This is a genomic window from Pelorhabdus sp. sgz311002, assembly GCF_056134285.1.
In genome coordinates this window covers 105,867-127,362 of record NZ_JBWBCL010000010.1, presented here as the reverse complement: position 1 = coordinate 127,362, position 21,496 = coordinate 105,867, and the positions used below count along the sequence as shown (strand labels likewise).

Annotated in this window: 16 protein-coding genes; 12 read left to right on the top strand and 4 right to left on the bottom strand. The window is 45.0% G+C overall.

Going from position 1 to position 21,496, the window contains the following annotated elements:
* Window positions 1–306 precede the first annotated feature (306 nt).
* Window positions 307–2,346 (top strand): methyl-accepting chemotaxis protein, encoded by a 2,040-nt coding sequence (locus AC0NJP_RS14390; protein WP_474700259.1) that lies wholly within the window; start codon window positions 307–309, stop codon window positions 2,344–2,346.
* Between the two features lie 76 nt (window positions 2,347–2,422).
* Here the strand turns inward: AC0NJP_RS14390 and AC0NJP_RS14385 are convergent, their stop codons facing one another.
* Window positions 2,423–2,770, bottom strand: a complete 348-nt coding sequence (locus tag AC0NJP_RS14385; protein WP_474040841.1) for a hypothetical protein — start codon at window positions 2,768–2,770, stop codon at window positions 2,423–2,425.
* 479 nt (window positions 2,771–3,249) lie between these two features.
* Here AC0NJP_RS14385 and AC0NJP_RS14380 point away from each other — a divergent pair, with 479 nt between their 5' ends.
* The 8 genes from AC0NJP_RS14380 to AC0NJP_RS14345 all read left to right on the top strand — a co-directional run bounded on the left by AC0NJP_RS14380 (window position 3,250) and on the right by AC0NJP_RS14345 (window position 13,966).
* Window positions 3,250–4,389, top strand: a complete 1,140-nt coding sequence (locus AC0NJP_RS14380; RefSeq protein WP_474040840.1) for an acyl-CoA dehydrogenase — start codon at window positions 3,250–3,252, stop codon at window positions 4,387–4,389.
* Between the two features lie 317 nt (window positions 4,390–4,706).
* Entirely contained in the window at window positions 4,707–6,089 is a 1,383-nt protein-coding gene (locus tag AC0NJP_RS14375; protein WP_474700258.1) for a sigma-54 interaction domain-containing protein, read from the top strand.
* Window positions 6,090–6,364: 275 nt separating this feature from the next.
* A complete protein-coding gene (locus tag AC0NJP_RS14370) occupies window positions 6,365–7,936 on the top strand; it encodes an acyl CoA:acetate/3-ketoacid CoA transferase (protein ID WP_474700260.1) in 1,572 nt (523 codons plus the stop codon).
* 24 nt (window positions 7,937–7,960) lie between these two features.
* Window positions 7,961–8,770 (top strand): acyl-CoA dehydratase activase, encoded by an 810-nt coding sequence (locus tag AC0NJP_RS14365; protein WP_474700257.1) that lies wholly within the window; start codon window positions 7,961–7,963, stop codon window positions 8,768–8,770.
* The gene (locus tag AC0NJP_RS14360; RefSeq protein ID WP_474700256.1) at window positions 8,767–10,032 is read left to right on the top strand and encodes a 2-hydroxyacyl-CoA dehydratase subunit D; all 1,266 of its coding nucleotides are present in this window, start codon (window positions 8,767–8,769) and stop codon (window positions 10,030–10,032) included. The genes AC0NJP_RS14365 and AC0NJP_RS14360 overlap by 4 nt, the downstream gene beginning before the upstream one ends.
* Before the next feature lie 2 nt (window positions 10,033–10,034).
* A complete protein-coding gene (locus AC0NJP_RS14355) occupies window positions 10,035–11,156 on the top strand; it encodes a 2-hydroxyacyl-CoA dehydratase subunit D (RefSeq protein WP_474700255.1) in 1,122 nt (373 codons plus the stop codon).
* 17 nt (window positions 11,157–11,173) lie between these two features.
* Window positions 11,174–12,277 carry an acyl-CoA dehydrogenase family protein gene (locus tag AC0NJP_RS14350; protein ID WP_474700254.1) on the top strand — a complete coding sequence of 368 codons (1,104 nt, stop codon included), beginning with the start codon at window positions 11,174–11,176 and terminating at the stop codon, window positions 12,275–12,277.
* A 96-nt stretch (window positions 12,278–12,373) separates the two neighbouring features.
* A complete protein-coding gene (locus AC0NJP_RS14345) occupies window positions 12,374–13,966 on the top strand; it encodes an L-lactate permease (protein WP_474700253.1) in 1,593 nt (530 codons plus the stop codon).
* Between the two features lie 94 nt (window positions 13,967–14,060).
* On the opposite strand, the gene AC0NJP_RS14340 is transcribed toward AC0NJP_RS14345, so the two are convergent.
* The gene (locus AC0NJP_RS14340; RefSeq protein WP_474700252.1) at window positions 14,061–15,242 is read right to left on the bottom strand and encodes an NAD(P)-dependent malic enzyme; all 1,182 of its coding nucleotides are present in this window, start codon (window positions 15,240–15,242) and stop codon (window positions 14,061–14,063) included.
* Between the two features lie 20 nt (window positions 15,243–15,262).
* Entirely contained in the window at window positions 15,263–16,204 is a 942-nt protein-coding gene (locus tag AC0NJP_RS14335; RefSeq protein WP_474700251.1) for a nitronate monooxygenase, read from the bottom strand.
* Window positions 16,205–16,352: 148 nt separating this feature from the next.
* Here AC0NJP_RS14335 and AC0NJP_RS14330 point away from each other — a divergent pair, with 148 nt between their 5' ends.
* From AC0NJP_RS14330 to AC0NJP_RS14320, 3 genes are all read left to right on the top strand, one after another.
* The gene (locus tag AC0NJP_RS14330; RefSeq protein WP_474700250.1) at window positions 16,353–17,225 is read left to right on the top strand and encodes a LysR family transcriptional regulator; all 873 of its coding nucleotides are present in this window, start codon (window positions 16,353–16,355) and stop codon (window positions 17,223–17,225) included.
* 164 nt (window positions 17,226–17,389) lie between these two features.
* Entirely contained in the window at window positions 17,390–19,105 is a 1,716-nt protein-coding gene (locus AC0NJP_RS14325; protein ID WP_474700249.1) for a methyl-accepting chemotaxis protein, read from the top strand.
* Complete coding sequence (locus tag AC0NJP_RS14320) at window positions 19,102–20,283, top strand: DNA polymerase IV (RefSeq protein WP_474040829.1); 1,182 nt, start codon at window positions 19,102–19,104, stop codon at window positions 20,281–20,283. The genes AC0NJP_RS14325 and AC0NJP_RS14320 overlap by 4 nt, the downstream gene beginning before the upstream one ends.
* Here the strand turns inward: AC0NJP_RS14320 and AC0NJP_RS14315 are convergent.
* Entirely contained in the window at window positions 20,231–21,337 is a 1,107-nt protein-coding gene (locus tag AC0NJP_RS14315; RefSeq protein WP_474700248.1) for a tetraprenyl-beta-curcumene synthase family protein, read from the bottom strand. The genes AC0NJP_RS14320 and AC0NJP_RS14315 overlap by 53 nt on opposite strands.
* Window positions 21,338–21,496 lie beyond the last annotated feature (159 nt).

Here is a 21,496-nt window from a genome sequence, read left to right as displayed (position 1 = left end):
TTACGGGTAGCAAGTAAAAGTTGCATGGCTGGCAGGCCAATAAAAAGCGCATTTATGCGCAGCCAGTTTAAAAGGGCTATGCCCGAAAATGAAAAACCACCCGCTATGCGGGTGGATATTTATTTGTGTCGAAAAACTTTTATTCGATTAAATTCGACTTAATATGCTATAATGTAGCAAAGGAAATTGCCGCGTGAATCAGCAAAAAATAGTCTGTAGCGAGGTGAAGCAGATGAAGTGAAGGATCGGATGATGCACGGTAAGGCGGGGAAAAGAAATATAAGCTTTCGCTGGAGGTGTTTTAGAATGATATCTAATGCACGGTTACATTCGATTCGTGTCAAATTCTTGCTTCTGTTCATCCCTTTATTTTTAGTGAGTTTTGTCGTTCTATCAGGAATTAGTTATTACGTGGCAAATCGAGCCATTTTGGGGGGAGCCGATGAAATTGCCCGCGGAGTAGGCGATAAGTTTGCCGTTAAGATTGAAAAAGAAATTGCTGAAAAAATGATTCGCCTTGATGAGCTAGCCGCTATGCCAGAGCTAGTAAGTAACGATGAATCTGGACGGGTGAAGCTTTTGGCTGGTGTAAAACAGCGTAGCCCGGGGTTTGATATGGTTGCCTACGCTAACGCCAATGGGGCAGCTTTAAGTGATACAGGCATTACGATGGATCGTAGTCAAAGTGAATATATTAAGAAAATGCAAGAGACAAAAAAGCCTTATGTTTCTAGCGCTTTTGTATCAGGGACTACAGGAAAATTGATTACGGTGCTTGCTCGGCCTATTTTACGCGAGGGCAATTTGATTGGTTTTGTCTACGGCACAATTAGTTTAGATAATATTTCTCACATGATGGAACAGGTTAAATTTGAAAAAAGCGGCTATGGTTATTTAGCCGATAGTTCTGGCGTTGTCTTAGGTTTTGGCGGTAAACCCGAATGGGCTGGTAAGTTTAACTTGACAGAAAAAAAGGTTCCACCTGAACTAAATACGAAGGAACGCGAGCTAGATGATCGACTAATCAACAGCTTTAAGGCGGTGGCTCAGTCTGGTCAGCAGACCTCGGCGGAGTACAAAACCGTTGGCGGGATTGAAGCAATTGCGGTGATGACGCCCATCGAGCTGGAGGGGCGTCGTTGGATCATTACTGTTACAGCGCCGCGCGCCGAGGTGCAGGATGATGCTGACTTATTGTTTAAAGTGATGACAGTAGTTTCAACCTTTTTTATTGGTTTTGCTATTTTAGTTATCTTTTTTATGGCCAAGCGCCTTTCACAGCCGATCGAGGCAATTCGTGATGAATGCATGGTATTAAATGACGGTGATTTACGGCAAGATCATGTCAGTGTGGTATCACAAGATGAGATTGGCCAGTTGGCAAAAGGCTTTCATGAAATGCGGCAAACCTTGCGACGTTTGATCCGCAGTGTACAGGACCAGTCACAGCAAGTGGCGGCGGCCAGTGAAGAGTTGACCGCAAGTTCGCAACAATCGGCTGATGCGGCATCTCAGGTCGCTGACTCTATTACAGCGATTGCCCAAGGGATTGACCGGCAGTCGACTGAAGCCAAGGCAGTGAATCATTTGGCTCAGACTTTTTCGAGTCGCTCAGAGGCTGTGGCTGCCAAGACGCAGAATGTCGTGACAATTGCTCAGGGGGCGGCTGATAAAGCAGAACTGGGGCGTGGCGCTATTGCTCAGGCCGTTACCGAAATGCAAGAGATCAGTCGAGGGTCTGCCCAAATTCAAACAGCTATTACAAAATTAGATCAGGGAGCGCAGGAGATTGGCCATATTGTTGATTTAATCTCAGATATTGCGGGACAGACCAATCTTTTGGCTTTAAATGCGGCGATTGAAGCAGCTCGGGCTGGCGAGCAAGGCCGTGGCTTTGCTGTTGTGGCCGAAGAAGTTCGGAAATTAGCGGAAGAATCGAATCAATCTTCGCAAAAAATTGGTGATTTGGTAAAACGGAATTTGGCAGACATGAGAGACGCTGTAACAGCAAGTCAGGAAGGATCTGGGCGGATCTTGCGAGGGATCGACGCAGTTCAATCGGCTGATGCGACTTTTACTCAGATCGTAGTGGCTGTGGAAAACCTTTCCCGGGAAATTGCTCTTATTTCTGAAGCCATTCAAGATATGGCTGCCAATAGTTTTACGATGCTGCAGGCCATTGGTAAAATTGACGAAGTCAGTAAGGCCAATGCGGCAGAAAGCGAATCGGTCTCGGCTGCTACGGAGCAGCAATCAGCGGCTATGGAGGAAATTGCTTCAGCTAGCCAAACATTAGCGAAGCTGGCGATGGATTTGCAAGACGCTGTAGCGAAATTCAAAGCATAGAAAACGCAAAGCTATAGCTTGCACTATAAAGAAGGCCTGCTCGATATAACGAGCAGGCCTTTTTAAATAACATAACTTATTCTTTTTTCTTCTTTTTTCCGTTTAAATTCTGCTCAAGTGCTTTAGCAGCTTCTTCTACGACTTTTTTCGTTTTGCCACCGACAATGATTCGGATTTCTGGTTTCCACCAGGAACCGCCTACTCTGTCATAAATAATTTTAGCTTGTGGATGAGCTAAGGCTGTTTTTTTAATCCCTGCTTTGATTAAAGGTTTCAGAAAGAAGAAAATACTTAGCGATACTTCGCTCCGAACAGGGTTTTGTACTCGGTATATCTTATTGTCTGCTTTCATAGCAGGCTTGGTGTTCATCTGCATCTGCATCTGCATTTGTTTTTCTTGTTGACGATATTGGTTGTAGCGCACGCAAATCTCTCCTTCAACATATTACATCTTGATTGTATCAGGTATTGCAGGAAAAGCCTATACCCTGAGCCGTTAAAATGCAAAATTTATTGCTAGTACCTGAAGAAAGTTTTTTAATTACTTCGGCTTATTTTAAGCGAAAGCGCTTCTTTTGATGCATCTTGCATCAAAAGAAACGACCATTTCACGAAATATTTAGGCAAAACGCTCTGTTTATATTAATTTTTAGTGATGCACTTTTATTCATGACTGATGCATTTTGCATCCTTGTGGGGGATTTGTATTCTTAATAGCTAGAATAGACGCTTGATCAATAAGCTTTATGACTAAAAAAAACAAAATTCAGTCACTTTTTTCAATTTGTTTTGGTATAGATTTTGCAATATAAAAACTTGCGATCATGATTCTATTCTACACGAAATCAGAGAGAAGTTTTTCATGATGTAAGGCAATTAAAAATGAGTAAAGGTGTGAAAAAAATGAACTTTGAGTTAACAGAAGATCAAGCCTTGATGCAAAAAATGGTAAATGAATTTGCTGTAGCCGAACTCGCGGAAGGTGTTGCCGAACGTGATGAAAAAGATGTATTCGACCGGAGTCTCTACACTAAGGTAGCCGAACTGGGTTTGCCGGGAATTTGTTTTCCCGAACAGTATGGCGGCGCCGGCGGCGATGAATTAACCTATATTATGGCAGTAGAAGCTCTGTCACGTGTGGACGATGGTATGGGGATCGCTTTTTCGGTAACCGTATCGCTTTGTGCTTGGCCTATTTACAAATACGGTACGGAAGAACAAAAGCAAAAATATCTGCGTCCCTTGGCAGAAGGAACGTCCCTTGGCGCTTTTGGCTTAACTGAAGCGAATGCTGGTACCGATGCCAGTGCGCAGCAGTCTGTTGCCGTAAAAGACGGTGACGACTATATTCTTAATGGCAGTAAAATCTTTATTACGAATGCAGAAGTGGCTGATGTCTATGTGGTATTTGCCATGACGGATCGCAGTTTGGGTACGAAAGGAATTACCGGTTTTATTTTAGAAAAAGGAATGCCTGGTTTTACTTTTGGGAAAAAAGAGGACAAATTAGGAATTCGTTCTTCCCAAACGATGGAACTCATTTTCCAGAATGTACGCGTTCCGGCGGCAAATCGTCTCGGCAAAGAAGGCGATGGTTTTAAAATTGCCATGGCAACTCTCGATGGCGGCCGTATCGGCGTTGCCGCCCAAGCCCTAGGGATTGCTCAGGCAGCGCTTGATCATTCGATCCGCTATTCGAAAGAGCGGGTGCAGTTTGGCAAAGCCATTGCTAAGCAACAAGTACTGGCCTTTATGATGGCTGATATGGCTACGCAGATTGAAGCTTCACGCCTGCTTGTATATCAAGCCGCTTACCTCAAGGGACAGGGAAAACCCTTTTCGAAAGAAGCCGCTATGGCTAAAATGTTCGCCTCTGATGCGGCTATGGCCGTAACAACTGATGCGATTCAGATTTTTGGCGGCTATGGCTATTCGAAAGAATATCCGGTAGAACGTCTCTTTAGAAATGCTAAGATCTGTCAGATTTATGAAGGCACAAATCAGGTACAGAGGATGGTTGTTTCTGGCGCTATTTTGCGGTAAGTTTTATTTCTGATGCATGTGGTTTTCGTTGCAGGATTTATCAGTGAGGGATAGTATAGAGAAGACTTAATAGATCATTTATAGTTGACAGTAGACTTGTAATAGTAGGATTTAGATCAAATAGAAAGAAAAACCTCTTTGACGCTTGAAGACAGCTCACTCTCTAGCTCTCTTGCGCTATAAAGAGGTTTTTCTATTTTGCTTAAAAGATCTTTTCTTGGCGACATGAAGGGAAAATATTTTCTAAACAGAACTCTACAAGGGATTATGTAATTTTTTTAGAAGTTTGCGCTAACAAAGAGCAGGAGGGAAAACTTGTGGCTCCAACTTTTCAAAATATACATCAGGTAGAAAGCTATCTCTCTTATAATCAAATCACCGTGATCATTGAGCAGTCTTATGATGGAATCCTCGTTATTGATAGTCAGGCAACTGTCGTATTAGTCAATGACGCTTATTGCCGCTCTACCCATATTAAACGAGAAGACATTATTCAAAGGAACTTTCGTGAGGTCTGGTCCAAACGAGTTTTTTCCGCTGCGATTTTAGAAGCGTTAGATCATAAAAAATCGACGACGCGGATTCATTATGACATGTCCCCAGGCAAGGTTATTATGGTTACTGCGAATCCTGTGTTTGACGACGATGGGAATATTAGTTTTGTCATCGGCAATTGCCGTGATATGACAGAGCTTGCCAAACTGCGTGAAGACCTCGAGCATGAGCGCAATAAAGTATCCGGTCCGATCGCGGCTAGTCCCAATATGAAGCAGCTGTTGTTTGCGGCTGAAAAAGTAGCATCTGTTGACGTAACGGTGCTGATTACCGGCGAATCCGGCGTAGGTAAAGAAGTCGTAGCACGTTATATTCACGATCAGAGTCGACGCAGCCAAGGCCCGTTTGTGGCGGTAAACTGCGGCGCCATTCCGGAGAATCTATTGGAATCGGAATTTTTTGGTTATACGAACGGCGCTTTTACTGGGGCGAGAAAAAACGGCAAAAAGGGTTTGTTTGAAACAGCCCATGGCGGGACTTTGTTTTTAGATGAAATTGGCGATCTTCCTTTCAATTTGCAGGTAAAACTGCTACGAGCCCTCGATACCGGGCGAATTACGAAAATCGGTGATAGTCAGGAACTCGATGTAGATGTGCGAATTCTAGCAGCGACCAATAAAAATCTCAAGCAAATGGTGAGTGAGCAAAAGTTTCGTGAAGATTTATATTATCGCTTAAATGTAATTCATTTGCAGATTCCAGCGCTCAGAGAACGGCAAGATGATATTCGTTCTTTATGTATTTATTTTTTAAATCTCTGTAATGAGCGGTACGGACAGAATAAAAAGCTCGATGAGACGGTATTGGAGCTATTGATTCACTATGATTGGCCAGGCAATGTGCGGCAATTGCGTCACGTCATTGAACGAATGGTTGTGATGAGTCGGGACGATATCATTACACTGGAAGGGCTGTCTGATGAAATTACTTCTTCAGCGCTACTGAATAAAGCGGCGGCGCTGCCTGGCGAGCCAATTACACTGCACTCGCTGTCTATACCTGATGCTGTTGCTGAAATTGAACGGAAGATTTTTCAGCAAGCCTTACAATCTTGTCACAGCAGCCGAGCGATTGCTAAAATAACAGGAATTAATCAAAGTACGGTACTGAGAAAAATGAAGAAATATGGATTTTCCATTGAATAAGTGATGCAAAATACATCAATTGGTAAAGATGCCTGTAAAATTCTGATTTTACAGGCATCTTTTTTGCTGTACTTTTGCATCAGGCCGAGGCAAAATGCATCATTTCGATTTTTACTGCAAAATAGAGCGGTAAATCTGCTTACTTTTGCATTATTTGGGCTGAAAAATTCGCTTTTTCCAAAGATAATGACAATTTTATTTGGCATCCTTTATGCATTGAGATATAGACGTAATTCAATTTGTTCTGTACATCAAGGAAAGGGCGGTAATAAGTGATGCGAAAAATTCCAGTTCTCACAGCAGAGCAAGCGGCAGCACTGGTTCAGGATGGTCAGACCATTACTACAGGCGGTTTTGTTGGCAGTTCTTTGCCGGAAGCTCTCAGTGAAGCTTTAGAAAAACGATTTTTGACTACGGGAAAGCCGGAAAACCTTACTCTCTTTTATTCCGGTGGGCAAGGCAATAAAGATGGCAGCGGCGCCGATCATTTTGCCCATGAAAAAATGACAGGAAAGGTTATTGCCGGTCATTGGAATTTGGCGCCGAAGCTCAGCAAGTTGGCTGTAGAAAATAAAATTGCCGGTTACAATCTGCCGCAAGGCATTTTATCTTGTCTCTATCGCGATATTGCGGCCAAACGTGAAGGCATGATCAGTCACGTTGGTCTTCATACTTTTGTCGATCCACGCAACAGTGGCGGCAAAATCAACGAAAAGGCCCAAGAAGATTTAGTGGAAGTCATTCAAATTAATGGCAAAGAGCGTCTCTTCTTCAAGACCTTTCCAATTGATGTGGCTTTTATTCGCGGCACCTACGCCGATGAAACTGGTAATATCTCTTTTGAAAAAGAACTAGGGCCCTTTGATGCGACCTCTATGGCGCAGGCCGTAAAAAATTGTGGCGGTAAAGTCATTGTTCAAGTCGAGAAAATTGTAAAAGCCGGCACATTAGATCCCAAACTGGTAAAAATTCCAGGAATTTATGTTTATGCTGTTGTGATTGGTCCTGAAGAAACGCAGCAGCAAAGTCTCGGCTGTTGTTTTGATCCCAGTCTCTGCGGTGAAGCGCGACTGGCAGAAGAATGTACGCTGGAACCTTTGCCGCTTTCCGCTAAAAAAATTATTGGTCGCCGAGCAGCCATGGAACTTGCTGAAAACGTTGTCGTTAATCTTGGTATTGGCGCGCCGGAATATGTTGCTGCGATTGCAGGCGAAGAGGGCATCAGCGATTATATGACCCTTACTGTAGAAGGCGGCGCTGTCGGCGGGAATCCGCAAGGCGGTGTGCGTTTTGGCGGCAGTCGCAATGCCGACTGTCTGCTCGAACAGGGAATTCAGTTCGATTTCTATGATGGCGGCGGCCTTGATTTAGCTTGTATTGGTATGGCACAGGCTGATCAACAAGGCAATATCAATGTAAGCCGTTTTGGTACGCGGCTCGCTGGCTGTGGCGGCTCCATTGATATTACGCAAAACTCTAAAAAGGTAATATTTTGTGGTACCTTTACGGCTAATGGTTTGAAAACAAAGGTAGAGCAGGGAAGTCTGCTGATCGAACAGGAAGGCAAAGAGCATAAGTTTATTACTGCGGTAGATCAAGTTACCTTCAGCGGCGCTTACGCCGCGCAAAATAACCAAAAAGTACTCTATGTAACAGAACGCGCCGTATTTGAGCTGCGCAGCGATGGTCTCTATCTTACAGAGATTGCACCAGGAGTCGATCTCAAAACTCATATTCTCGATCAAATGGATTTTCAACCGAAGATTAGCCAGGAACTGTCCTTAATGAATCCGGCGATTTTTCAACCAGATACTATGGGATTGCAGGTAATGCTTAAGGGACGCTAGGCGCGAGGCAAGGAGGTTTTTCCAATGTATGTATTAGGAATTGATGTGGGATCTACTTCATCCAAAGCGGTCATTTTAAATCCTGATCTTAAGGTGGTCGGTGCGGCTGTTGTTTCTGCCGGTACGGGATCAACCGGGCCGCAGCGGGTCATGCAGGAAGTGGTGAAACAAGCCAATTTACAGATCAAAGACATCAAGAAGATTGCGACTACCGGTTATGGTCGGTTTCGCATCGAAGATGCAGATAAGCAAATCAGTGAAATCAGCTGTCATGCCAAAGGTGTAGCCTATCTTTGTCCCAGTGTGCGGCTTATTATTGACATTGGCGGTCAAGATTTAAAGGCAATTAAGCTCAGTCAAAGCGGCATGGTTGATCAATTCTTTATGAGCGATAAATGCGCTGCCGGTACGGGCCGTTTTTTAGAAGTTATGGCCCGCATCTTAGAAATCGATATTAGCCAAATGGCTGAATATGGTAGCCGAGCTGAAGAGGTAGCTGCGATTAGTAGCACTTGCACTGTTTTTGCTGAGTCTGAGGTGATTTCCCAACTAGCGCAGGGAACACCCAAAGAAAATATTATTGCCGGAATTCATCAGTCTGTAGCTGTAAAGGCCTGCGGTTTAATTCGTCGCTGTTCTATCGACGGCGATGTGGTTATGAGTGGCGGCGTTGCAAAAAATAGCGGCGTTGTTGCCGCGATTGCCAAAGAATTGTCCCAGGAAGTCATCGTTTTACCGGAATCACAGCTTGCCGGCGCGCTCGGCGCGGCCTTATTTGCCTATGAAGATCTCTTTGGTTTATTGCAAAATAATAGAAAGAAGGCGTTAGCATGAATGAAACAGAAAACATGAGCTCCAAACAATTACTTGCTTACTATCAGGAACAGCTTGATGAGGAAGCTCGTCAGGCAAAAGCCGAAGGGAGACTGGTTGCTTGGTCTGCATCGGTTGCGCCAAGTGAGTTCTGCGTGGCTATGGATGTAGCCCTCGTGTATCCGGAAACCCACGCTGCAGGAGTTGCTGCTCGCAAAGGCTCGCAGGATCTGCTCGAAGTCGCTGCGAATAAAGGCTATTCTATTGACTGCTGTTCCTATGGCCGAGTCAATATGGGATACATGGAATTACTGAAAGAACAGGCGATTACGGGAAAAACACCAGAAAAACTAGCCAATTCGCCAGCGGCTAAGGTTCCGCTGCCTGACTTTGTTATTACTTGCAACAACATTTGCAATACCTTGTTAAAGTGGTATGAAAACCTGGCGGCTGAGCTCAATATTCCTTGTATCGTTATTGATGTTCCCTTTAATCACACCATGCCGATTCCCGAATATGCCAAAGCTTATATTGCTGATCAGATTCGTGCCGGCATCGCTCAAGTAGAAAAACTGAGCGGCAAGAAAATGGATCCTGATAAATTTTTAGCTGTTCAGGAGCAGACGCAGCGTTCTGTAGCGCAATGGAAACGGATTGCCGACCTTTCGGCGCATAAACCATCGCCCTTAAACTGTTTTGATTTATTTAACTATATGGCTCTCATCGTTTGCGCCCGCAGCCGTGATTATGCGGAAAAAACTTTCAAAAAGTTTGCTGATGAATTGGAAGAAAATCTAAAAAATGGCGTTTATGCCTTTAAGGGAGCCGAAAAGGACCGCGTAACCTGGGAAGGAATTGCCGTATGGCCTTATTTGGGACATACTTTTAAATCGCTCAAAAACCAGGGAACGATTATGACTGGTTCAGCCTATCCCGGTTTGTGGGATCTTAGCTATACGCCGGGTGACCTTGGGTCCATGGGCGAATCTTACAGTAATGTTTATATTAATACCTGTTTAGAGAACAAAGTGGATGTACTTTATGACATTATCACCAAGAGTAAGTCCGACGGCATCGTGTATCATTTAAATCGCAGCTGTAAGCTTATGAGCTTTTTGAATGTAGAAACAGCAGAACAGCTGAAAGAAAAAACAGGCCTTCCTTTTGTCAGCTTTGACGGCGACCAGGCGGACCCGAATAATTTTTCACCGGCCCAGTTTGATACTCGTGTGCAAGCTTTAGGTGAAATGATGGAAGCGCAAGCCAAAAAAGGAGGTTGTTAATCATGGAACAGATCAAGGCATTATTACAGCAATTCACTGAATTTGCCGCTCAGCCGCAAAAATCAATTCAGGAACATAAAGCTGCAACAGGTAAAGGCGCTGTAGGCGTTCTTCCTTACTATGCGCCGGAAGAACTTATTTATGCCGCAGGCTATCTGCCTGTAGGAATTTGGGGTGGTCAGAAACAGATCAAGAAAGCGCCTACCTATCTACCAGCCTTTGCTTGTTCAATCATGCAGTCTGTCATGGAAATGGAACTCGAAGGCGTTTACGATATTTTTGACGCGATTCTCATGTCGGTTCCCTGTGATACATTGAAATGTCTCAGTCAGAAATGGAAGGGAACAGCGCCAGTTATTGTTTTTACTCATCCGCAAAATCGTAAATTGGAATCAGCCAATCAATTCCTCGTGGAAGAATATAAAATTGTGCAAGCTAAGCTGGAAAAAATTCTTGGCGTTACCATTTCGACAGAAGCAATTCAGGAAGCGATTGCTGTGTATAATGCGAATAAACAGGTCACACGTCTCTTTTTAGAAATCGCTGCTGCTTATCCGCAAGTGATTAACCCTATAGACCGTCATGCTGTTATGAAAGCGCGTCTCTTTATGGACAAAGCCAAGCATACGGCCTTATTGCAGCAACTGATTGCAGCAATCACTGTTTTACCTATCACTCCTTGGCAGGGAAAACGAGTCGTACTAACAGGCATAACAGCCGAACCGAATGAATTTTTGGCGTTGCTTCAGGAATTTAATATTGCTGTCGTGGCCGATGATTTAGCGCAAGAAAGTCGTCAAATAAGAGTCGACACGCCAAAACATCGTGATCCGCTCTACGCCTTGGCGAAAGCCTGGCAGAATTTTGATGGCTGTTCCCTCGCTGTCAATACGAAAAAGCCGCGTGGTTCTATGCTGATCGACATGGTCCATAAATATGGCGCTGATGCAGTGATTGTCTGTATGATGAAATTCTGTGATCCAGAAGAATGGGACTATCCGGTAATGTATCGTGAAATGGAAGAAGCGGGCGTAAAAAGTTTAATGCTCGAAATCGACCAGCAAACCGTCTCGTTCGAACAAGCAAAAACACGGATTCAAAGTTTTGTGGAAATGCTTGCTTAAAAACCGAGGTGGAAATCATGCGCGAGAAAATCAAAGCGTTTTTACAAAAAAGCATTGTCCCCGTGCTAGAAGAGAAGTCGCCGCGAACTTCCTCGCTTCGTAAGGCTTTTACCATACTAGGAGAGGCAGGCCTTTTGGGCCTGGCCTTTCCTGCAAAATATGGTGGTGCCGATGGTAGTTTTGCGGACTTTGCGATTGTCGTCGAAGAAATCTCTCGGCTATCTTCCGCATTAGGCATGGCTTTTTCAAATCACATTATCTTAGGCTGTTGGCCTATTTTTCAGTTTGGTACGGAGGAACAAAAGCAAAAATATCTTATTGATTTACTGTCAGGGAAGAAGATCGCTTCTTTTGCCTTATCAGAAAGCTCGATGGCGCAAGGCTTGTATAAAGAAGGCTGTACGGCGATTAAAGATGGCAAACGCTATATTCTGAATGGACGAAAAGTATTCTATCAGAGCTTTCAGGCTGCCGATCAGGAAATTGTCTTTGCGGCAACTGATCGTACGCAAAAATTCCTTGGTGTAAGCGCTTTTATTGTGGATAAGGGAAAACGAGGTCTTTCCTTTGAATGGAATGAAACAGAATATCATCAGGAAAAGCCCATGCAGACTACTATGATCATGAATCATTGCTCTGTGGAAGAAACCGCGCGTCTAGGAGAAGAAGGCGATGGCTGCAAAATTGCGACAGCTGCGATTGATATCGCCCGCATCAGCATTGCGGCTCATGCACTGGGCCATTCTCGTGCGATTTTCAGCTATATGAGTCAGTTGTGGCAGCAGGAACAACGTCATATCAACAATGAAGCGGAAAAAAGTATGATGGAATATTCATTACAAGCTATCAAAGAAAAAATAGCAATGACTCATTCCCTCGTATATGAGGCCGCCGCAACGAAGTTACAGGATCAAGCTTTAGTAAAGTCAGCAGCGATCGCGAGTCTTTATGCAGCAGATACGTTAGTGGAAACGGCTGTGCAGTCACTGCATTTATTTAGTCGACTCAATTACAAGGAAGAGTATCGAGCCGAGCATTTTATGCGCGAGGCCGCTTTAACGCAAATCCAAGAAGGTTCTAACGCGGTTATGCGTATGGTTATGGCCGGTACGTTGTTATAACTTCAGTGTAGGGTATTTTTGCGAAAAATTTTCAAAATATTGAGACTTGACATATTAGTCTTTACTTTTTGTACTATGAGAATGGAGATGATCTACATGTGGCAAATCGTTCCCCATCCCCTAGGAATAGAAGTATCAGCACTTTTGGCGCTGATTCCCCTTACTTGGCTCCTGTTAGGACTTGGTGTCTGGAAATTGGCGGCACATAAAACTTGTTTCGTGGCTCTCATCCTCAGCGCTGTCTTGGCTTTATTTGTTTGGCAGATGCCGGGAAATCTTGTTTTTCTCGGCATTGCTGATGGCGTCGTTTTGGCCTTATGGCCGATCATTCTCGTTATTTTTTCTGCTATTTTCACCTATAATATGACTGTACAAACTGGCGCTATGGATAAAATCAAAGGATTAATGGCCAGCTTTTCTCAAGATCGGCGGGTTCAGGCCTTATTAATTGCCTGGGGATTTGGCGCTTTTTTAGAATCGGCAGCTGGTTTTGGTACGGCTGTAGCCATTCCTGCCGCTATTTTAATCAGTTTAGGCTTTCCACCTTTTTTTGCGTCGGTGGTATGTCTTATTGCCAATACCGTTCCGGTTGCCTTTGGAGGCGTAGGCTTGCCTGTTATCACTTTAGCGAAAGTGGCCGATGTCGATGTGCTTCGTTTAACCTTGGATTGCGCGATTCAGCTTACGCCGTTTATCCTGGTGATTCCGCTGGCTTTGATTTGGCTAATTACCAAAAAAGCTTCTGGCTTTCGCGGCGTTTTCCTGATGTCTGTCGCTGCTGGCGCTTTTTTTGCCGTACCACAGCTCTTTATTGCAGCTTATATTGGTCCAGAACTGACTTCTATCGTCGGTTCGATTATGTCAATGCTGGCAATTGTAGTGATTAATAAAATTTCACCGCCCAAAAAAGTTTGGCGTTTTCCTGATGAAACTGCGGCTGGGTTAGAAAGTGAGGATACTTTTCAGACGAATCTTAAGGAACAGCTGATTGCTTGGTCGCCTTACTTTTTCTTGCTTATTTTTATTCTGGGTACGAATGAAGTCATTTTCCCCGCTTTAAATGAAGTCTTACGGAATCTTAGTACAACAGTTCATATTTATTCCGGTCCCGGTGGCAATCCGATTTCCATTGAATGGATTCTTACTCCAGGAACGCTGATTTTGCTGGGGTCATTGCTTTCAGCTAGACTGCAAAAAGCATCTTGGCAGGATCTCCGTGACGTAACGGGTAAAACCTTAAAGCAATTGCAGAAAACTTCACTGACCGTCATTACGATTGTAGCTATGGCTAAAATTATGAGCTATTCTGGTATGATTTCAGATATCGCCTATGCGCTAGCCATGACAACAGGCGGCGCCTATCCCTTCATTGCCCCTATTATCGGGACACTGGGAACCTTTGTAACCGGCAGTGACACGAATGCTAATGTGCTTTTTGGGTCATTGCAGAAGCAGACGGCTCTACAGATTGGCGCCGATCCGACCTGGATTACTGCTTCTAATACATCGGGCGCTACAGCGGGAAAAATGATTTCACCGCAAAGTATAGCCATTGCCACTTCCGCAACGAATCAAATCGGTATTGAAGGCGATATTCTTCGCTCTACTGTGGGCTACTGCCTTATCTATACGGTGATGCTTGGTTTCTGGGTGTTTTTCGTAAACTATATGCGGTTTTTCCTTGGCTAAACTAGCTTAAAATAGAATAGATATTATTGAGCGACAATAAAAACTGCCAGCAGTCCTTGTTAGGGGATTGCTGGCAGTCCTTGTTTATTTGTAATTATTCGATCCTAGCCACACCGGATTGCTTCGCCGCTTTAGCAACTGCTTTGGCAACGAGGCAAGAAATTTTTGCGTTGAGCGGATCAGGAAAAATATTTTCGGCGTTTAGGTCGCAGGCATTTACACAGTTGGCAATAGCGACAGCAGCGGCAAGACACATATGCTGATTAATATCACTAGCTCTTACTGATAGAGCGCCTTTTAAAATGCCAGGGAAAGCAACTACGTTGTTAATCATGTTTGGGAAATCAGCTCGACCGGTACCAATGATCGCCGCACCGCCTGCTTTCGCTTCTTCAGGCATAATTTCCGGTTCGGGATTGGCCATAGCAAAGATAATGGGCTGACTGTTCATAGAAGCGACCATTTCTTTGGTAACTAGTTTGGGCCGCGATACGCCTACAAAGACATCGGCTCCCTGGAGAGCATCGGCTAGGTTTCCTTGTTTTCCCTGAGGATTCGTTAGTGGTGCAATGGCCTGGTGGCCTTCATTTAAGAGTGTTTGCGGTATATCTTTATGTAAAATGCCTTCGCGGTCGACAAGGATAAGACGATTGACGCCGTAAGCGAGGAGCAGGCGGGCAATGGCGATACCGGCAGCGCCGGCGCCGTTAATGACGACTTCGCTCTCAGTTAAATCTTTGCCGACAACCTTGTGGGCGTTAATCAGACCAGCTAAGACGCAAATGGCGGTACCATGCTGATCATCATGAAAAACGGGGATATCAAGTTCCGCTTTCAGACGCGCTTCAATTTCAAAGCAGCGCGGCGCAGCAATATCTTCGAGATTAATAGCGCCAAAAGTTGGAGCAAGGAATTTTACAGTTTTAATAATTTCTTCCGTATCCTGTGTATCTAAGCAAATGGGGATCGCATCGACATTGGCGAGATTTTTAAAGAGAATGGCTTTGCCTTCCATGACGGGAATGGCGGCTTTCGGTCCAATATTGCCAAGGCCGAGAACGGCGGAGCCGTCAGAAACGACGGCTACCATGTTGCCTTTTGACGTATAATCATAGACCTCTGCTTCGTTTGCCGCGATGCGGCGGCAAGGCTCGGCTACGCCAGGACTGTAAGCCAGGCTCAGATCGGTAAGATTATTTAAGGGAAGTTTACTGACAATCCCGATTTTTCCCCGCGCCTGTTTATGGAGTGCGAGAGACCGTTCATATACACTCATGGGGATCACTCCTTTAGCAATTATTTCGCTTTTTCCGGCGCTAATTTTAGCGTAGCTAGAGCTTCAGCGATCAACTCGGTGACAACTTCTCGGACTGGCTGGATTTTAGTCAAACGATTTAAGCTTTGACCGACTTGTACGAGGCCGTTTTCGACATCGCCGTCAATCGCTGCTAGCTTATTCGTGCCTGTAGCCATATCATTCAATTCTTCTTGGGGAGCGCCGCTCCGTTCCCGATCGAGGAAGCGGTCAGTAAACTGATTTTTTAAACCGCGTACACCATGACCGCGGGAGAAACCTGTAACAGCTGAATCAGTGTCGGTGGCGGCAATAATTTTTTCTTTGGCTTTGTCGTGAACCGTGCATTCTTCTGTTAATAAAAAGCGTGAACCCATCTGAACGCCATCAGCGCCCATGAGCAGAGCTGCTGCCATGGCCCGACCGTCAGAAATACCGCCTGCAGCGATTACTGGCAGACTTACTTCAGGGATGACATTGCTGAGGAGCGCCATGGTCGTTTGGGTACCAATATGACCGCCTGCCTCCATACCTTCAATGACGATGGCGTCAGCGCCCGCTGCTTCGATGCGTTTCGCTAATTTTACGCTAGGGACGACAGGAATTGCCTTAATACCTGCTTGGTGAAATGTTTCAATAAAGGGAACGGGGTTGCCGGCGCCAAGGGTAACAAAAGCGACTTTTTCTTCGCAGATGACCTTTACGATTTCGTCTTTATTGGGAGCCATCAACATGACATTTACGCCGAAAGGCTTGTCGGTCAATTTTTTCGTAGCGCGGATTTCTTCTCTGACCCAGTCGGCGGAGCGACCGCCTGCCGCGATCACGCCAGCGCCGCCGGCATTCGATACAGCAGAAGTTAAATTTCTTTCAGAAATCCAGGCCATCGCGCCCTGAATCAGTGGGAATTGGATGCCTAAGAGGCGGGTAACTTTTGTATTCACAGAACATCACTCCTATTTGTAAATGTTTTGGGATCATTCGATTACTTTTAGTGTAAGAGAATTGACGAAAAAAGGGAAATAGACTTTCTTTATGTTATAATAATTTTAATGTATGGAAAACTTTAAGCCATAGCGAGGTGATTCTTTGATGGATTTACGGCAGTTAGAGTATTTTCAGATGGTTTGTCGGCTCAATAATATGACACGGGCGGCAGAACGGCTGCATGTAGCGCAGCCGGCTATTTCTGTGGCGATTCAAAAACTGGAGGAAGAGTTAGGCGTGCGTCTCTTTGAGCGCAGTCAGAAGCAGTTTACCTTAACCGTGGAAGGTCGGGTTTTTTTAGAACGAGCTGAGGATATTTTGCAGCGCTCCCAAGATGCTGTTTTGGAAATGAACGAGTATAAAGAGCTGCGGCGCGGACGAATCAAACTTGGCGTGCCGCCCATGATTGGGTCCTATCTTTTCCCCCATATTTTTGCCGGTTTTCAGAAACTATATCCTGACTTGAATCTTGTTGTGATCGAAGAAGGATCTCTTGCTGTGCGGGAACTGATTGAAAAGGATGAGCTCGATCTAGGTATGGTCATTACTTCGCTCGCATCTTCTTTATTAAAAACGCAGCCAATCACGACAGGGGAAATTGTTTTATGCGTATCACCGTTGCATCCCTTGGCGGAACAGACTGCTGTGTCTTTTGATGATCTCAAGCAAGAACCGTTTATTTTGCTCAAAGAAGACGCTTATCACCGTCAAGTCGTGTTGGAAGAGTGTCGCAAGCATGGCTTTGAACCGAATATCGTCTTATCTTCCAGTCAGATTGAAACAGTACGGGGGCTTGTGGGAAAAGGTGTGGGGATTTCTTTTTTGCTTGATGCCATTGCTCAACAAGATCATAAAATCCAGTCGGTGTCTTTGGCAGAAAGCATGAAAATTGAAATTGGCTTGGCCTGGAAAAAAGATCGTTTCCTATCAAAGGCCGCACAGGTCTTTATTGACTATATGGGGCATCTGAAATTTTGATGTTTTTGTGGGACTTTTTGTAGTATTTTAAATACTTAGGCGATTTTTTGTTGTTGCGATTATAGAGCTATGTTATGATGAACAGTAAGATAATAGGAAGAAATTTGCGCAAGTAAAGGCTGCGGCAGTTTGCCGCAATATTGAGAGAGACAGGAGAGAAGTGTATGCAGTTTTTTCGCGATCTAAAAATTGGCCAGAAAATATCTTTTCTAATTAGTATTGCCGTTGTTTTTGTCTTTCTGGTCGGGTTGACTGGTTATTATTACTTGTCCCAGTCCAACCGGGCTATTGACAGTATGTATAAAGAGCAGCTTTTGGCCATTGATTGGCTGAATACGGGCCGGACGGCTGCCAAACAGATTGAAAGTGATCTTTTTGCGCTGATGGTTACGACCGATGATGCAGAAAACAAGCGATTGAAAAGTGATATTGACGCCCAGGTAAAAGGGTTTAATGAAACGTTAGCAAATTACGAGAAACTTCCCTTAGATCAAAAAGAAAAGGCCGCCTTGCTAGATGTAAAACAGAGTCTGCAAAATTATCGTGATGGTCGAAGCCCTGTCATTGATTTAGCTATGCAGAATAAAAATCAAGAAGCTTATGTTTTATATACAGGTAAGGTTCAAATTCACGCTCATGCTTTTAGTGAAAAACTTGAGGAACTAGCGCATTATACCGAAAAGAAGGCGGCAGAGGCAGCGGAACGAAATTCTCAGCAAGAGAAAACAGCCACCTTCTTAATGGTCGCATTAAATATCTTGTCCTTTATCCTCATTGTTGCTGTAGGATGGCTGATTCGCAGTTTGATTGTAAAACCGCTGCAGCAGGTTGTAACCGTTGTTGAAGCCGTGGCCAAAGGCGATTTAAGTGTTTCTGATCTTGCCATTCAGTCACGCGATGAATCAGGCCAAGTGGCCGTGGCTGTCAATGTTATGCTGAAAAATCTGCGGGAACTGATTCGCATGGCTTCTCACTCGGCCCAGCAAGTTGCTGCTTCTTCGGAAGAGCTAACTGCAGGAGCCCAGCAGTCCGCTGATGTAGTGACCCAAGTTGCTGGTTCGACTTCGGAAACGGCTGCTGCGGCCCAGCAGCAGGCTGACAAAGTGGAAGAAACGCTAAGACTTATTGTAGAAACAGGTGAAATGCGTAAAGCCGTCGGTGAGAAGGCTGAAACGATTACGAAAGTATCTGAGGAAACGGCGGCGGCATCAGAAGAAGGCAATCGTCTGGTAGAAACCGCGGTGGATCAGATGGGACGCATTGAATCTTCCGTAAATCATTCAGCTGGTGTGGTTGAAAAGCTGGGTGAACGGTCCCAAGAAATCGGTAATATTGTTGATACGATTGCCGGCATTGCCGGTCAGACGAATCTTTTGGCGCTCAATGCCGCAATTGAAGCCGCACGGGCCGGAGAACAAGGAAAAGGCTTTGCCGTAGTGGCTGAGGAAGTAAGAAAGCTAGCAGAACAATCTCAGGAGGCAGCGAAACAAATTGCTGATCTCATACGATCCGTTCAAGCTGATACACAGCAGGCCGTCATTGTTATGAAAGAAGGCACGCAGGAAGCGAAGCAGGGATCGGAAGTGATCAAGCAGACTGGCAGCGCCTTTGAAAATATCAGCACGCTTGTGCGTCAGGTAGTAACGCTTAATCAAGAGTCCATTCAGATGCGCCAGGAAATGGGCAAGGGTACAGTCAAAATTGATCAATATGTTCATGATGTAGAAAAGATGAGCCGTAATATTATGGAACAAGCGCAAATGATTTCCGCTTCGACTGAGGAACAATCCGCCTCTATGGAAGAAATTGCTGCAAGTAGTCAAAGCCTAGCGCTGCTAGCGCAGGAATTGCAAGAGACCATTCAGAAATTTCACCTATGAGTCGCTGGATTATGCATGTCGATATGGATGCATTCTTTGCTGCGATTGAGCAGCGAGATCATCCTGAGTATCAGGGTAAACCCGTTATTGTAGGCGGCTTAAGCGCCCGCGGTGTTGTGGCGACAGCTTCCTACGAAGCAAGGCGGTTTGGCGTTCACTCGGCTATGGCTATGACAGAGGCGCGTCGCCGCTGTCCTCAGGGGATTTATCTTCGACCGGATTTTGCGCGCTATGAAGCGGCATCTCATCAGATACGGAAAATTTTTGCTTGCTTTTCACCCATTGTTGAGCCCCTTTCCTTAGATGAAGCCTTTTTGGAGGTTTCGGGCATGGAGCTTCTGTACGATGATCCAGTGGCAATTGCCCAGGAAATTAAAGCAGCTATAGCGAAAGAAGTGCAACTTGTCGCGTCAGTGGGCCTTGCTCCCAATAAATTTCTTGCCAAAGTCGCCTCTGATATGAATAAACCTGATGGTCTTAAGGTTATTTATCCGGGGGAGGAAGCGGCGAGCATTGCCGCTCTTCCTTTGGAGCGGATCTGGGGTGTTGGGAAAAGAACTGCAGATATTTTGCATCGCTATGGTTTTCACACGATTGATGATGTGGCGAAAGCCGATGCCGCACTGCTTGCGGCAGAACTTGGCGATTTTTCGACTAAGCTGATTACCTTGGCGCAGGGCATTGATGATCGGCCAGTAGAGCCGCACCGGGAAGCGGCCTCTATTGGTCGGGAAATTACTTTTTCTGAGGATATAACCGGGCCAGACGAATTGTTTAGCTATCTTTTGGCGTTAGCGGAAGATGTAGGTTGGCAGCTGCGGCAGGAACGCCTGTTTGCCAGGACAGTAACGATTAAAGTTCGCTATCCGTCCTTCGAGACGGTGACGCGCAGCAAAACGATCGAGCCTTTTTCGCTGGATGAAGAGATTTATCAGACGGCAGTCGAATTACTAAATAAATTAAAGATATTACAGCCTGTGCGATTATTAGGTGTTACCGTATCGCATCTTACGGGAAGTCGGCCTTTTGATTTGTTTCAGACCAATCAGCGACAGGAAAAAATCGCTGCTGTAACCGATTCCTTAAAGGAACGCTTTGGCTCAGCGATCGTTAGTCGGGCGCAGGCTAAAGTTTATGGCAGCGACGCAGTATTAAACAAAGATAATAAAAGAATTTAGCTTCGGAAGAGGCGCTGAGCAGCTTGCTGCGCAGCGCTTTTTCTTGTTTTGTGCTGATTTTTTCATCAGACAAATAGAGAGCAAGCAAGCCGCTGATTACTGTTTTCGTAAATAAGATTTCTTTACGGGATAGTGGGACGGACAATGATGACGGGGTTATAGCCATCATTGTCTGGAGCGATTCTGTTTGGCGGTACGCTTCGGTTACGAAGAAGTGAAGTCGTTTTTCGCCCTGGAGAAGTGAATCATAGGCGCTGAAAAAATTCAAGTCATTATGCAAGCGGTCTTCTTCTCTATCAATATAATAGTCTAGTAAAATATGGAGTGCACAAATGGTGGGGAAATAGAGTGTTTTAGCAGCTGTGATTTTTTCTCGCGGTAAGGCGGGCTGTGATGCTAAAGCGCAAAGATAAAAAATTGCTAATGTAGAACCCGCTGCTGCGGCAAATTCATAGCCAATCAATTCAGGATAAGTGTTGCTGTGCTGCTCATTCCAGGCAGTCAGCGCTGGTTCCCGTTTTCCCACGGTTAAATGCTTATAGGTCTGCAGTTCGACATACAGTCTGGTAAATTCATAGACATCTTGTTGAACCTGGTCGTAGGCAGGCAGGTTCGACAAAACTTTTTGACAGGCTGAGACAAGGTCATAGAGATAGCCCCGGTCGCATGTAATGGGATACAAAGCGTAGTAATCGATCTGTGGCGCTTTTGGTGTGACGGCTCGTAACATGGCTTCATGCAGCTGGGCAAAGCATTTTGCTTCCATGGGGCCAAGACGGTCGCATAAGTTATCAAGGTAGTCGCTGATCGTTTGAAAAGCCACAATAAATTCGGTAAGTTCTTGGCGCTTTACACCAGGATAAAGACTGAAGACACTGCCGCCAAGACAGTGAAATTGCTTTTGCCGTAAACTGCTAAGCGCTTCGTGGCGCAAGCGGGGTTCTAATTGCTCGCAGGCGCTTTTTTGCCAAAAAGCTAATTTTTGTTTGACGAGGGGAAAATTTTGCCCGATTAGGCGTAAGAGCAGGGGCCAGTTGCTTAAACAAGAGGTCATGATGCATACGCTCCTTTATTTCATGGCGAATCCGCTGTTCACTTTGGTTTTTATAAGTAGTTGTGTGTGTATGTGAGTCAAGAGCGGCTCTTGTTGTCAGTATATCCAGGAATATTTTGTATTTATGCTTAGCGACCATAAAAAGACTCCTACCGTTTC